The organism is Kitasatospora sp. NPDC059812, assembly GCF_042732075.1.
GTDB lineage: Bacteria > Actinomycetota > Actinomycetes > Streptomycetales > Streptomycetaceae > Kitasatospora.
In genome coordinates this window covers 28538-41876 of sequence record NZ_JBHWIO010000029.1, presented here as the reverse complement: position 1 = coordinate 41876, position 13339 = coordinate 28538, and the positions used below count along the sequence as shown (strand labels likewise).

Sequence of the window (13339 nt, the reverse complement as noted above, 5' to 3'; positions counted from 1 at the left end):
GCGGAGGAAGAGCGGCCTCGCGGGCAGGGTCAGACGGACGGCTCGGCGGCCTTCACCTGGCGCCAGGGGTGCAGCAGGGTGGCGCCCACTTCGCCGGTGGCCGGGAAGGCGGCCGGATCGGCGAGGCCGACGGCGGTGGGCACCCGGCCGGGGCGCCAGGTGAAGCTGCCGAACACGTGGTCCCACAGCGAGAGGTCGGAGGCGTAGTGCCCGGCCTCAGCGAGGTCGGTGCTGTGGTGCAGTCGGTGGAGCTCGGGGCCGGCCAGCAGGTGGCCGAGGAGCCCGAGGCGGACGTCGATGTTCGCGTGAACGAAATACCCCTGCGCAAGAATGAATATTCCGACCACGAACACGGATTCCGCCGAGAAGCCGATCAGCGACAGCAAGAGTTGCACCACGGACTGCGCGACGAACACGTCGAGAATATGGTTCACGCCGTTGTTCGCGACATTCACCTTGTCCGGCACGTGGTGAACGCCGTGCAGGCGCCAGAGCCACCGGTTGTGGTGGGACCAGCGGTGGACGAGGTAGTCGCCGAGCGAGCCGACCAGCAGCGCGAGCGGGATCTCCACGGCGAACGGGAGCGCCGGACGGGCCGCCCCGAGCACCTGCACCAGCGCCGTCACCAGCCCCACCGCGACCGCGCCGCCGACCATGCTCAGCACGAAGTACACGGTGTACCAGCGCAGTTCACGCCCGCTCGGATGCCAGTCGGTCCGGTACGGGATCACCCGCTCCAGTACCGCCAGGTACCCGAGGACGCCGACCAGCACGAGGGGGGAGACCCGGTCGGGCTCCCAGTGGAAGTGCAGTGTGGCGACGGCCGTGCACAGCACCCCCAGGAGCAGAAGCGGATGAGCGAGCCGGCGTGCAATGGCGGACAGCACGCGCCCCCTTGGTTATTCGCGAACTAATGACTGGAAACGTCAGAGACTCTAGCGGGAGCGGTCAGCTGCGGCAGTCATTCGACGTGTTAACGCCATAAATAACCCGATCGGAGGAAGATCCGCGCACGAAGTTGACGCTAGGGCGGCGCGAAAGGGGCGCGTTTGTTCGTAGGCACTGGAGAAACCGGAGCGCAGCGAGGCCGGTTTCGCGCCGGGCGAGGTCGCACGCCCCCCTGTGGCGGGGTGCGGTCCGGACCCGGATCCGGCCACCGGTCCCGCGAGGGCGGCGCGGGTGGCACGGGGCGAGCGCGAACCGGGCGCGCGGGCGTGGGCGAACCGGGCAGCGCGGGCGTGGGCAGGGTGGGCAGCGCGGGCGGCGGCGCCCCTCAGGATCCCGCCAGCTCCGCCAGCCGCCACGCCGCGTCCGGCCGGTACGCCGCGAGGCGGTCGCGCAGGCCGCGCAGCTCGTACCCGACCAGGGCCGGCAGGGCCGCCGCCGGGGCGGTCTCCAGGGCGGGCCCGAGCAGCTGGACGGCCGTCTGCGGGTCGTGCGCGCAGGCGTGGCAGTCCGCCACCCGGACGGTGAACAAGAGCCGGCTGGAGGGGAGCTGGGCCGGGCCGAGCAGGCCGAGCGCGGTCTCGGCGGCGGTCAGCGCACGGCGGGCCAGCCGGGGGTCGTCGACGACCGCGGCGAGATCGCGCAGCGCGGCGGCCGCGCCGGACTCCACCCGCAGCCGCATCGAGGCGATGGAGAGCCAGGGCGCGTCGTCCTCGTCCCGGGCGCCGATGTGGTCCAGGTGCAGCCGGGCGCGGCCGAGGTGCCGGATGGTGGCCCGGACGTCGCCGGTCAGGGCGTGCGCACGGGCCTGGCCGATCTGGCCCATCGCGCCGGCCCAGTGCCGGCCGGGGGCGGCGCGGCCGGTCTCCCGGGCGTAGCCGAGGGCGGCGGCCGGGTCGCCGTCCATCCGGGCGAGGGTGCTCATGTCGCTCAGCGCGGCGACCTGGGTGGCCTGGTCCCCGGCGAGCTCCGCCCAGGCGAGCGCGCGGTCGAAGCAGGCCATCGCGGTGGCGTTGCGGCCGTCCTGCATCCGCAGCGCGCCCGCGGCGTGCGCGTGCTCGGCGGCCAGCCGGGCGAGCGGGCGGCGCTGCGCGGCGGGGGCGGCGGCGAGCCGGGCGAGCACGGCCTGCAAGGTGCGTTCGACGGCGGCGGCCAGGCCCGGCAGGCCGCCGGCCTCGCCGGAACGCAGGTGGGCGGCGAGCAGCCCGGTGAGGGCGTGTGCGGTAGCGGCGTCCAGCGGCGGCGCGGCGGCCGGGTTCGCGGCGCAGAACTCGGCGTGCAGCGCGGCGAGTTCGACCGGGCCGGGGACGTCGCAGCCGTCGGCGCCGTGCAGCGGGCAGAGCAGGCCGTAGTCGGGCAGCCGGGGCGGCGGCTGGGCGGGGGCGCTCCAGCGGGCCGGGCCGCCGAGCCCGTTCACGGCCGCGGTGGGCAGCGGGGGCCGCAGCAGGGCGGGCGCGAGGGGCGCCAGGGAGGGCAGTTCGGCGGTCTCGGCCCGCTGGCAGGCGGCCCGCAACTCACCGCCCGCGCCGAGGAGTTCGTCGATCCGGTCGGCGATCCGCGGGGTGACCCGGCGGGCGCCGTGCTCGATCTTGCTCACCGCGGTGTGGTCGTAGCCGATGCCGGCGCCGAGTTGGGCCTGGGTGAGGCCGGCCCGGCGCCGCCAGTGGCGCAGCCGGGCGCCGAAGTCCCGCCAGGCGCCGAGCTCCTGGGCGGGCGGGGCGACGGGTGGGGACGGAGGTGGGAACGGAGGTGCGGACGCCGGTGCCACGGCCACGCGGTTGCGGTGCACGGCTGCCTCCTCCGGTCGCTTCCCCCGGGCCCTCGCCAACCTTCCGACCATCAGGACGGTACTCGATGACACCCGGTCCGTACATGAGGTGGTCTCAACCACTCGGACAAAAGCCCAGCTTGACGGAATTTGCCAACCCTATGCATCGCGTGCACCAGCCATTGACCAGAGCATGACGCCGTGTGAGGGTTCCGGCACCCGAACGCGGACGGCCCGCACGGCCGTCCCCCAGACACGGCCCTGCGGTGCGCCACCAGCCATGCCGTCCGCGGTCGAGGACCCCCACATGCTAGGAGCCTCGATGCAACGCAGAGTTTCCACAGAACGGTTGCTGACCACGGCGACCACCCTGACCGTGCTGGCCGGCATGATCGCCGCCACGGCCGGGCCGGCCACCGCCGCGCCCACCCCCTCTCCCGCACCACCCAGCGCCCTCGCGGCAGCCGTCAACGCCGCCGACGCGGCCGCGGCCGCCGGCCTGGACGCACTGGCCAAGGGCCCCGGCGAGACCTACGAGCGCCGGGCCGTCACCCCCTGGCTCGGCGGCCTCTACTCCGTCGCGTACGACCGCAGCTACCGCGGCCTGCCGGTGGTCGGCGGCGACGCCGTGGTGCTCGCCGACGGCCAGGGCAAGGTCCGCGGCCTCCAGTCGGCCGCCACCGGGCCGGTCGGCGGCTCGATAACCCCGCAGGTCAGCGCCGCGAACGCGGAGAAGACCGCGCGCACCAAGCTGGCCGCGGTGGACTCGGTGGCCGAGCGCCGCCTGGTCGTCCGGGTCAAGGACGGCGCGAGCCGGCTCGCCTGGGAGACCGTCCTCAAGGGCCGTACCGAGAGCGCACCGAGCACGTTGCACGTCTTCGTGGACGCCGCCAGCGGCGAGGTGATCGACAGCTACGACGATGTCCGGGCCGGCACCATCAACAGCAAGTGGAACGGCCCCGGCCCTCTGACCATCAGCACCACCAACTCCGGCGGCTCGTACTCACTGCGCGACCCGAACCGGCCCGGCCTGACCTGCTCCGACTACAGCAGCGGCCAGGTGTTCAGCAAGTCCTCCGACTCCTGGGGCACCGGCAACCCCTCCAGCAAGGAGACCGGCTGCGCCGACGCCATGTGGGCGGCCCAGAAGGAATGGGACATGCTCCGCGACTGGCTCGGTCGCAACGGCCACAACGGCAACGGCGGCAGCTGGCCGGTCAAGGTCGGCCTCAACGACGTCAACGCCTACTGGGACGGCAGCTCCATCTCCATCGGCCACAACCAGAACAACGAGTGGATCGCCGCCCAGGACGTCGTCGGCCACGAGTTCGGCCACGGCATCGACCAGTACACCCCCGGCGGCGCCAACAACGAGAACGGCCTGGGCGAGGGCACCGGCGACATCTTCGGCGCGCTCACCAAGGAGTACGCCAACCAGCCCGCGCCCTACGACTACCCCGACTACCAGGTCGGCCGGCAGGTCAACCTGGTCGGCCAGGGGCCGATCCGCAACCTGTACCAGCCCTCACTGGTCAACAACGACCCGAACTGCTACTCCTCCTCCATCCCCAGCACCGAGGTGCACGCGGCGGCCGGCCCGCTGAACCACTGGTTCTACCTCCTGTCGATGGGCTCCAACCCGGGCGGCGGCAAGCCGTCCAGCCCCACCTGCAACAACTCCTCGGTCACCGGCATCGGCGTCAAGCAGGCCGGCCAGGTCTTCTACGGCGGCATGCTGCTCAAGACCAGCGGCATGACCTACAAGCGGTACCGCACCACCACCCTGACCGCCGCCAAGAACCTCGACCCGACCTGCAACTACTTCACCCGGACCAAGGCCGCCTGGGACGCGATCAGCGTGCCCGCGCAGAGCGGCGACCCGACCTGCACCCCGTCCGGCAACAACGACTTCTCGCTCGCGCTCGGCCCGGCCTCCGGTTCCGTCCAGCCCGGCGCCTCGACCACGGCGACGGTCTCCACCGCCGTCACCTCGGGCACCGCGCAGACCGTCAACCTGACCGCCTCGGGCGCCCCGACCGGGGTCACCGCGACGCTCAACCCCTCCTCCGTGCAGACGGGTTCGTCCGCGACGCTGACCCTGTCGGCCTCCTCGGGCGCCCCGGCCGGGACGTACGTGATCACCGTCACCGGCACTGCCGGCGCGGCCACCCACACCGCCCAGTACACCCTGACCGTCGGCGGCGGGGGCACCCCCGGCGGGCCCGCGCCCGACATCGACGTCGCCAAGGTCCAGGCCCACCTGACCCAGCTGAACACCATCGCCAACCAGAACGGCGGCAACCGCCGGGCCGGCAGCGCCGGGCACAGCCAGTCCGTGGCGTACATCAAGGGCAAGCTGCAGGCCGCCGGCTACACCGTGACCGAGCAGACCTGCACCTCCTGCACCTACCAGTCCAACAACCTGATCGCCGACTGGCCCGGCGGCCCCGCCGACCAGGTCACCATGTTCGGCGCCCACCTGGACAGCGTCTCGGCCGGCCCCGGCATCAACGACAACGGCTCCGGCTCGGCCACCCTGCTGGAGAACGCCCTCGTCCTCGCCCAGCAGAACCCCACCCTGACCCGGCACGTCCGGTTCGCCTGGTGGACCGGTGAGGAGCAGGGCCTCCAGGGCTCGCAGTCCTACGTCGGCCAGCTGAGCTCCACCCAGCGCTCCGCGATCAAGTCCTACTACAACTTCGACATGGTCGGCTCGCCCAACGCCGGCTACTTCATCAACAACATCACCTCCGCCGCCTCCGCACCGATGAAGGCCTACTGGGACTCCCTCAACCTCCAGCCGGAGGAGAACGTCGAGGGCCAGGGCCGCTCGGACGACTACTCCTTCCAGCAGGCCGGCATCCCCACCTCCGGCTACGCGGCCGGCGCCGACGCCGTCAAGACCTCCGGCCAGGCGACCAAGTGGGGCGGCAGCGCGGGCCGTTCGTACGACTCCTGCTACCACCAGTCCTGCGACACCACCAGCAACATCGACCCGACCGCGCTGAACCGCAGCGCCGACGGCGTGGCCTACACCATCTGGAAGACCTCCGTCGGCGGCACCACCCCCGCCAACGACTTCTCCCTCGCGGTGAACCCGGCCACCGCCACCGTCAGCCCCGGCGACTCGGCCACCGCGACGATCTCCACCGCCACCACCTCCGGCTCCGCCCAGACGGTCACCCTGACCGCCTCCGGCGCCCCGGCGGGCGTGACGGTCTCCTTCAGCCCGTCCTCGGTGCAGTCCGGCGCCTCGGCCTCGCTGACCATCGCGACCGCCGCGAACACGGCGGCCGGCACCTACAGCATCACGCTCACCGGCACCGGCACCGCCACCCACAGCACCAGCTTCTCGCTGGTCGTGGGCAACGGCCCGACCAACCCCGGCGGCACCTGGACGCCCGGCACCACCTACCAGGCGGGCGACGTCGTGACCTACAACGGGGTCAGCTACCGCTGCATCCAGGGTCACACCGCCCAGGTCGGCTGGGAGCCGCCCATCGTCCCCGCCCTGTGGCAGGCCGTGTGACCCGTAGGGCACCCGCCTGACACCCCGTAAGCCGCTGCGCCGCGGTCCGTCGAGGGGGACGGATCGCGGCGCAGCTGTGCGCCGGACGCACCCCCGGGCCTCAACCGGGCCTGACCCAGGCCTCAACCGGGCCTCAGCCGGGCCTCACCCAGGGTGGAAGGTCACCCGGACGTTGGTGTCGAGCGGCAGGACCAGGACGTTGCCGGTGTCCCAGGTCCAGTCGCGCGGGATGAGGACCATCCGGGCGCCGGACTGCGCCAGCAGCCGGAACCCGTGGTAGCGGTAGCGGAAGCGCTGCCCCTGCCCAGCGTCGGCCAACGCGTACTCCTGCACCGCGGGCCAGGCCAGGTAGAGGCGTTCCGTGGTGTCCACGATCATCGCCGGGCGCTGGTAGAGCCGCGCACTCAACCGGCGGGCGTCCTCCGTCCCCTTCGCGTGGGCGTACCCGGTGGCCGCCCAGAACGAGCACAGCACGACGATCGCCACGGTCACGGCGACGGCCGCGCGCTCGCCCGGGAGCGGGTACGGGCTCCCGGTGACGCGCGCGAACAACAACCGGGCCAGCACGGCGAGCAGCAGGGCACCGCCGATCAGCAGCGGGACGGCGTACTGGCCGAGGTCGATCGCCCCGAAGCCGGCGAGGAAGCCCAGGACCAGCAACGGGGCCACGGCCGCCGCGATCAGCACGCAGGCCGGGCGGACCCAGCGCGAGGCGCCCCGCCTGGTCGCGAGGTGGTAGGCGAGCGCGACCAGCAGCACCCCGAAGAGCAGGCCCCCGACCGGGAGGTAAAGCGCTGGGGAGCCCCGGAGCAGGAGGTCCGGCGTCCCGAAGCCGAGCGTGGCGGCGTCCAGCCCGAAGTAGTGGTAGAAGGAGTCGGTGTAGGCGAAACCGAGGAAGAAGACCAACGCGGTCACGAAGGTGGTCGGGCCGAGGACCGAGGCCAGGAAGCCGACCCAGTTGAACCGGGGAGCCTCCGGCGGCTTCGGTTCGCCGTCGGCCGGCTCCCCCGCCGTCCACCCGCTCAGGGTGTGCTCCCGGTGGGAGTTCCGGTACCGCCTCCGCCGGTCGGGAGCCCGGTGCCGCCGCTGTTCGGGGTCCCGGTGCCGCCGCCTCCCTCCGAGCCCTTGATCAGGCCCTCGGCCCTGATGTACCTGCTCTCGCCGTCGACGGTCACGGTCAGACAGAGCGGCCGCCCGGTCGCACTGTCGGTCGCCAGGACGAACTGCTGCGGCGCGCTGCGGCCCCCGGTCACGGTGACCTCCTTGCTCGGCGGCGTCGCGGGCGCGGCACCCTCCGAGCAGTCGGTGACCTGGCTGAGGACGGCCGTGAAGGTCTTGGTGGACGTGCTCCGCAGCGTCACGGAGGCGTAGACCCCGACACCCGTGGCGGACGCCGACACCTCACCCGCGTCCGCGAACCCCCCGCCGCCCCCGCCCCCCTTGGTCCGCGCGTCCTCCGTCCCACCCGGGCCGCCGTTCTGACCCGACGAGCCGCCGTTCTGGCCCGACGAGCCGCCGTCCTGGCCCGACGAGCCGCCGTCCTGACCTGACGAGCCGCCTCCACCCTGGCCGGTCGGGACGGTGGCGGTGCCGCCTCCCCCACCGCCTCCACCGGAGCAGGCCGCGAGGGCCGGGACGAGCAGGGCGCCTGCCAGCCATCGGGCCGCTCGCCCCGTCGCGCCGCCTTCGAGGTGCCTGGTCCCGGACATGCGTTCTCCCATCCGCGCAGCGAGCCGGGGCCGACCGGCCCCGCCGCACCGTACCGGTTCGCACACGGTGTGCCGGCTGCCGCGCGGGCGGCGGCCGGCCGGGAAACCCGTTCGGCGCAGCCCTGGCCCGGAGTCCGTAGAGTCGGAGCCGACGGACCGTCAGCCGCCCCGAGGAGAACACCCGTGACCACCGACACCCGCCCCGTACCGGAGCTGGCCGCCGAGGCCGTCGAGCAGTGGCGCACCGAGGAGGCCGACCTCATCGACCTGCTCGCCCGGGCGCAGCGCGGCATCGGCGGCATCGCCGCCTTCCGGCTCGGCCCCACGCCCACCGTGCTGGTCACCGACCCGGCCGCCGTACAGCACGTGCTCGGCCGCCACCCCGACCGCTACGTCAAGCGCTCGCACCGCGCGCGGATGCTGGTCGGCGACGGCGTGCTCTCCGCCACCGGAGACGCCTGGAAGCGCCAACGACGGCTGCTGCAGTCCCAGTTCACCGGCACCGGGATGCGCCGCTACGAGCAGCGGATCGCCGCCGCCGCCCGCCGGACGGCCGACCGCTGGGAGGGGTACGCGCGCACCGGCGAGACCTTCGACCTCGGCGAGGAGATGCGCGGATTCGCCCTCGACACCGTCTGGCGGGCCCTCACCGGGCTGCCGTTGGACGACCGCACCGACCATGAAATCCGCTCCGTGGAACGGGTGGTGGCGGCCATGCCGACCCTGCCCACGGACGCCGGGGACGCCCGGGACGCCGTCGCCGCCGACCTCGCCCGGATCGACGCCGTCGCGCTGGCCGCCATCGACGCGGCCCGCTCGGCGACCGACGTCGAGGAGCCCGGCGTGCTGCGGGTCCTGCTCGACGCCGCGGCCCAACACCCCGAGTACACCGACCGGTTGATCCGCGACGAACTCGTCACCCTGCTCGTCGCCGGGCACGAGACCACCGCCACCACCCTCACCTGGCTCTTCCTCCTCCTCGACCGCCATCCCGAGGCGCGCGGCGCGGACCCGCAGGCCCTGGTCAGCGAGGCCCTGCGGCTCTACCCCCCGGCCTGGCTGCTCCCCCGGCACGCCGTCGAGGACGACGTGATCGACGGCCACCGCATCGCCGCCGGCACCGACGTCCTGGTCTGCCCCTACCTCACCCACCGCGACCCGGCCCTGTGGCCCGACCCCGAACGCTTCGACCCCGCCCGCTTCACCGCCACCGGCGCCCGCCCCACCCAGCTCGGCGCGTACCTCCCCTTCGGCCTCGGCGCCCGCGCCTGCCTCGGCACCCAGTTCGCCGTCCGCGAGACCACCGCGCTGCTCGAACTCCTGCTGCCCGCCCACACCGTGCGGTTCCGCTCCGTACCGACCGGCTCCGCCTACAGCATCACCGTGCGACCCGACGGGCCGACGCCGGCGGTGCTGAGCTAACCGGTCCCGGTCCCGGTCGCGGGCGGGAGGAAGTCGTCGGCCAGCTCCTCGCCGGCGAGGGCGGCGTCGACGCGGGCGTCGATGTGCGCGTGGGTCACCGGGCAGTCCAGCGGGCGGTCGCGGTGGCAGTCGAGCATGTGGGTCAGGACGGCCGCGGCGCGCTCCAGGCGGCGGGCGCGGGCCGTCATCCCGTCCCGCTGCGCCGCCAGCAGCGCCTTCCGCTCCCCCGCCTGCTCGCTCGCCATCACGGCGGCCGTCCCGGCGAGCGGGATCATGCCGTCCACGTGCCAGAGCTGGACCAGGGCGAGGCGTTCCAGGGCCGCCCGGTCGTACTGGCGCACCCGGCCGCGGCGGGCGGCGGGGGCGATCAGGCCGCAGTCCTCGTAGTAGCGCAGGGCGGAGACGGAGAGGCCGAAGGCCTTCGCGACCTCGGTGATCGAGTAGAGCTGCTCCACGCGTCGTCTCCTTCACGGTTCACGGCCGGCGGGTTGCACTCAAGCGCACTTGAGCGTGAAAACTTAGGCAAGCCTAACTTTCTGCCGCAGCGAAGGGTTCGCCGCTCATGCCGCTCAGCACCGCCTCCGCCCCCAGCCGGACCTCACCCGGCCGCGCCGCCCCCGCCTCCGGCGCGCTGCTCGTCGTCGGCTTCATCCTGCTCAGCCTCAACACCCGGGTCGCGTTCGGGCAGGTCGGACCGCTCGCGCCAGTCGCCGGCTGGGGCCAGGGCACCGTCACCGTGCTCGGGCTGCTGCCCCCGCTGTGCATGGGCCTGTTCGCACCGCTCGGCGCCCTCGCCCGGCGGCGGATCGGCGAGGAGCGCGGGCTGTTCTGGGCGAGCGTGCTGCTCGTCGCGGGCGCGCTGCTGCGCACGGCGGGCCTGCCCGGGCTCTACGCGGGGACGGTGCTGGTGGGCATCGCGGTGGCGGTCGTCAACGTGCTGATCCCGGTGTTCGTCCGGGCCCGCTTCGCACCCCGGCGGATCGGCACCATGATGGGCGTCTACGCCCTCGCGATGGGCACCGGGTCGGCCGTGGTCGCCGCCCTGGTCGCGCCGGTCGCCGACGCGTGGTCCTGGCGGGCCGCGATCGGCCTCGCCGTCCTCCCGGCCGTCCTCGCGGCGGCGGGCATGGCGCCACAGCTGCGGGTGGAACGACGGATACCGGCCGCCGCCGCGCCGGTGCACCGCCGGCCCGTCGGCCGCACCGCGCTCGCCTGGAGCCTCACCGCCTTCTTCGGCATCCAGACCCTGGTCTTCTACGCCACCCTCGCCTGGCTGCCCTCGATCCTGGTCGACGCCGGCCTCAGCCGCACCACCGCCGGCACCGACCAGGCCGTCCTCATCCTCGGCCTCGCCATCGGCGGCTTCCTCGCCCCCGTCCTCGCCGCCGCCCGCGCCGACCAGCGGCCGCACCTGCTCGCCGTGGTGGCCGTCTGCGTCCTCGGCCTGCTCGGCGTCGTACTCGCCCCCACCACCGGCGCTCCGCTCTGGGCCGGCATCCTCGGCATCGGCATGGGCGGCGGCCAGGCCCTGGCCGCCGTGCTCTTCGCCCGCCGGGGCACCGACCACGACCACGTCGCCGCGCTCTCCACCATGGCCCAGACCTGCGGCTACCTCCTCGCCGCCACCGGCCCCGCCCTCACCGCCGCCCTCCACACCGCCACCGGCTCCTGGACGGCCCCGCTGCTGACCCTGGTCGGCCTGCTCCTGGCCGGCTCCGTCCTCAGCCTGCGCGCCGGCCACGACGCCCGGCCGTGACCGGCGTGCCTCCGCACCCCCGGCACCTGCGCCCCTCGATACTCCGGTAGACCCGCACGAGAGGACGCCGATGGAATTCCTGGTCGACATGGTGACCACCGTCCCGGACGGAACCACCGAGGAGGCGATCGCCGACATCCGGGCCCGCGAGGCCGACCGCTCCCGCGAACTCGCCGCCCAGGGCACCCTGTTGCGGCTCTGGCGCCCGCCGCTCGCCCCCGGCGAATGGCGCACCTGGGGCCTGTTCAGCGCCCCCGACGAGGAACGGTTGGAGCAGGCACTCGCCACCATGCCCCTGCGGGTATGGCGCCAGGACACCGTCACCCCGCTCTCCCCCCACCCCAACGACCCCGGCCGCCCGGAGGGCGCCCGATGAACGACGAAACCGTCCTGCGTGCCGTCCTCGACCGCTGGAAGGCCGCCGTCGACGCCCACCAGCCCGAACAGGTCGCCGACTGCTTCACCGAGGACGCGATCTTCCAGGGCCTCCACCCGTACACCGTCGGGCGCACCGGCATCGCCGAGTACTACGCCTCCCAGCCGCCCGGCATGACCGCCGCCTACAACGTCCTGGAGACCCGCCGCCTCACCGACGACCTCCTGCTCGGGTACCTGGGCGTCGACTTCGCCTTCCCCGACCGCCCCACCCTCACCGTCAACCTCGGCGTCCTGCTGCGCCGGTCGGCCGACAGCTGGTCCATCGCCCATTACCAGGTCTCGCTGCTGCCCTGAGCTGCGCTGCCACGTTCCATCGCCGTGCTCCGTCGGGCCGGTGAGAGCAACCCGACAGGAACAAAGATCGTCTGATCGCCCCCAGGGACAGTCCAGGGTTGTTATCAGGGTGATCACCGATGGGCAACGGCAGCTGGAAGCAGCAGAGTTGACGAGGTCAACAAGTCCGTCAACGCCGCCCCGGAGAAATCCCGATGCGCATCCGCCTCGCCGTCACCACCCTCGCCCTGGCCACCGCACTCACCACCAGCGCGGCCCTGCCGGCGGCCGCCGCCACACCTGCTTCCAACGCCCCGGCGCTGGTGAACCCGACCGTCCAGGGCATCCTCGACCACCTGCCCGACGCCGTCGTTGCGGGCGCGCTCATCAGGCAGGACGGCGTGGACGCCACCGCCGGCCCGGTCACCGCCGGCGCCTACCTCCGGATCGGCAGCGTCACCAAGGTGTTCACCAACACCGTGGCTCTCCAACTCGTCGCCGAGCACCGGATCGGCCTGGACACACCGGCACGGCAGTACGTCCCCGAGGTGCTGCCCGAGGCGTACGACCGCGTCACCGTGCGCCAGCTCCTCGACCACACGAGCGGCCTGCCCAAGCCCGCCCGGACTCCCGGCCCGGACGACGGACCCGGATGGCAGTTCAAGTCCGTGACGCCCGAAGACCTCCTGCGTGCCTCGTTCGCCACAGCCACCGACGTGCCGCCCGCACCCCCTGCCGAGCAGCAGTACAACGGGCTCAACTCCCTGGTCCTCGGGCTGATCGTCGAGAAGGTCACCGGCCACTCCCTCACCACCGAGCTGGAGCACAGGATCATCCGGCCGCTGCACCTGAGCCACACCAGCCTGCCCGCCGCCGACGACCCGACCATCCCCTCGCCCCACGCGGAGGTGCACCTCGACGGACAGGACGTGACCGAGCAGAGCCCGTACCCGTGGGCCGAGGGAGGGATCATCTCCACCGCCGCCGACCTGGACCACTTCATCACCGCGCTGTTCCGGGGCCGCCTGCTCCCGCCCGCCCAGCAGAAGCTGGTGTTCGAGGTGCCGAACGTGCCGAACGCCGCCGACAACACCAACTGCGTCGGCCAAACGGCCTGCTACAGCATCGGCGGGCTCATGCGCTACCAGCTCCCGAACGGCGAGTACGCCTGGGGCAAGACCGGCTCCCGCCCCGGCTGGGACAACGGCGTCTTCGCCACCCGCGACCTCCGACACCGCGTGGTGTACTCCCTCAACCCGACGGGGACCGGCAACGACCTCCCCTACATCAAGGCACTCGTCAACGCCACGCTCACCGGCTGACGACCGGAACCGTCCGGTGCACGGCGACCAACGCCCGAGGCCCAGGCAACCCGGCGGACCCTCCCGGTCACAGCACTGGCGACACGGCCCGCCCGCCGCCCCCGCCGGGCGGGCGGCGGGGCCCCCCGGGGGGGGTGCGCCGGGGGCACCGGGCGGTGGGCGAGGGTGAGCGACGCC

At 73.6% G+C, this 13339-nt stretch carries 11 protein-coding genes; 6 read left to right on the top strand and 5 right to left on the bottom strand.

Features of this window, described 5'->3' with window-relative positions; genetic code table 11:
• Window positions 1-29: 29 nt before the first annotated feature.
• Window positions 30-887: a sterol desaturase family protein gene (locus ACFV6D_RS17010; protein ID WP_380492466.1), complete on the bottom strand. Its 858-nt coding sequence runs from the start codon at window positions 885-887 to the stop codon at window positions 30-32.
• A gap of 386 nt (window positions 888-1273) precedes the next feature.
• Window positions 1274-2734: a helix-turn-helix domain-containing protein gene (locus tag ACFV6D_RS17005; RefSeq protein ID WP_380560379.1), complete on the bottom strand. Its 1461-nt coding sequence runs from the start codon at window positions 2732-2734 to the stop codon at window positions 1274-1276.
• A 301-nt stretch (window positions 2735-3035) separates the two neighbouring features.
• On the opposite strand from ACFV6D_RS17005, the gene ACFV6D_RS17000 reads away from it, so the two are divergent.
• Window positions 3036-6242: a M28 family peptidase gene (locus tag ACFV6D_RS17000; RefSeq protein WP_380560377.1), complete on the top strand. Its 3207-nt coding sequence runs from the start codon at window positions 3036-3038 to the stop codon at window positions 6240-6242.
• Window positions 6243-6386: 144 nt separating this feature from the next.
• Here ACFV6D_RS17000 and ACFV6D_RS16995 read toward each other — a convergent pair whose 3' ends face one another.
• Complete coding sequence (locus tag ACFV6D_RS16995; RefSeq protein ID WP_380560375.1) at window positions 6387-7157, bottom strand: hypothetical protein; 771 nt, start codon at window positions 7155-7157, stop codon at window positions 6387-6389.
• 107 nt (window positions 7158-7264) lie between these two features.
• Window positions 7265-7951: a hypothetical protein gene (locus tag ACFV6D_RS16990; protein WP_380560373.1), complete on the bottom strand. Its 687-nt coding sequence runs from the start codon at window positions 7949-7951 to the stop codon at window positions 7265-7267.
• A 183-nt stretch (window positions 7952-8134) separates the two neighbouring features.
• Here ACFV6D_RS16990 and ACFV6D_RS16985 point away from each other — a divergent pair, with 183 nt between their 5' ends.
• Complete coding sequence (locus tag ACFV6D_RS16985) at window positions 8135-9373, top strand: cytochrome P450 (RefSeq protein ID WP_380560371.1); 1239 nt, start codon at window positions 8135-8137, stop codon at window positions 9371-9373.
• Here the strand turns inward: ACFV6D_RS16985 and ACFV6D_RS16980 are convergent.
• Window positions 9370-9828: a MerR family transcriptional regulator gene (locus tag ACFV6D_RS16980; protein ID WP_380560369.1), complete on the bottom strand. Its 459-nt coding sequence runs from the start codon at window positions 9826-9828 to the stop codon at window positions 9370-9372. The two genes, ACFV6D_RS16985 and ACFV6D_RS16980, sit on opposite strands and share 4 nt — an antisense overlap.
• Before the next feature lie 107 nt (window positions 9829-9935).
• Between ACFV6D_RS16980 and ACFV6D_RS16975 the strand changes: the two genes are divergently transcribed.
• The 4 genes from ACFV6D_RS16975 to ACFV6D_RS16960 all read left to right on the top strand — a co-directional run bounded on the left by ACFV6D_RS16975 (window position 9936) and on the right by ACFV6D_RS16960 (window position 13162).
• Window positions 9936-11129, top strand: a complete 1194-nt coding sequence (locus tag ACFV6D_RS16975; RefSeq protein WP_380560368.1) for an MFS transporter — start codon at window positions 9936-9938, stop codon at window positions 11127-11129.
• Window positions 11130-11199: 70 nt separating this feature from the next.
• Window positions 11200-11505 carry a muconolactone Delta-isomerase family protein gene (locus ACFV6D_RS16970; protein ID WP_380560366.1) on the top strand — a complete coding sequence of 102 codons (306 nt, stop codon included), beginning with the start codon at window positions 11200-11202 and terminating at the stop codon, window positions 11503-11505.
• Window positions 11502-11861: an SgcJ/EcaC family oxidoreductase gene (locus tag ACFV6D_RS16965; protein WP_380492454.1), complete on the top strand. Its 360-nt coding sequence runs from the start codon at window positions 11502-11504 to the stop codon at window positions 11859-11861. The genes ACFV6D_RS16970 and ACFV6D_RS16965 overlap by 4 nt, the downstream gene beginning before the upstream one ends.
• 194 nt (window positions 11862-12055) lie before the next feature.
• Complete coding sequence (locus ACFV6D_RS16960) at window positions 12056-13162, top strand: serine hydrolase domain-containing protein (RefSeq protein WP_380560364.1); 1107 nt, start codon at window positions 12056-12058, stop codon at window positions 13160-13162.
• Window positions 13163-13339 lie beyond the last annotated feature (177 nt).

Bases quoted from the DNA above. Each gene is read 5' to 3' on its own strand.
- ACFV6D_RS16975 (WP_380560368.1), top strand. From the start codon at position 9,936: ATGCCGCTCAGCACCGCCTCCGCCCCCAGCCGGACCTCACCCGGCCGC.
- ACFV6D_RS16965 (WP_380492454.1), top strand. From the start codon at position 11,502: ATGAACGACGAAACCGTCCTGCGTGCCGTCCTCGACCGCTGGAAGGCC.
- ACFV6D_RS16990 (WP_380560373.1), bottom strand. From the start codon at position 7,951: ATGTCCGGGACCAGGCACCTCGAAGGCGGCGCGACGGGGCGAGCGGCC.
- ACFV6D_RS17000 (WP_380560377.1), top strand. From the start codon at position 3,036: ATGCAACGCAGAGTTTCCACAGAACGGTTGCTGACCACGGCGACCACC.
- ACFV6D_RS16970 (WP_380560366.1), top strand. From the start codon at position 11,200: ATGGAATTCCTGGTCGACATGGTGACCACCGTCCCGGACGGAACCACC.
- ACFV6D_RS16960 (WP_380560364.1), top strand. From the start codon at position 12,056: ATGCGCATCCGCCTCGCCGTCACCACCCTCGCCCTGGCCACCGCACTC.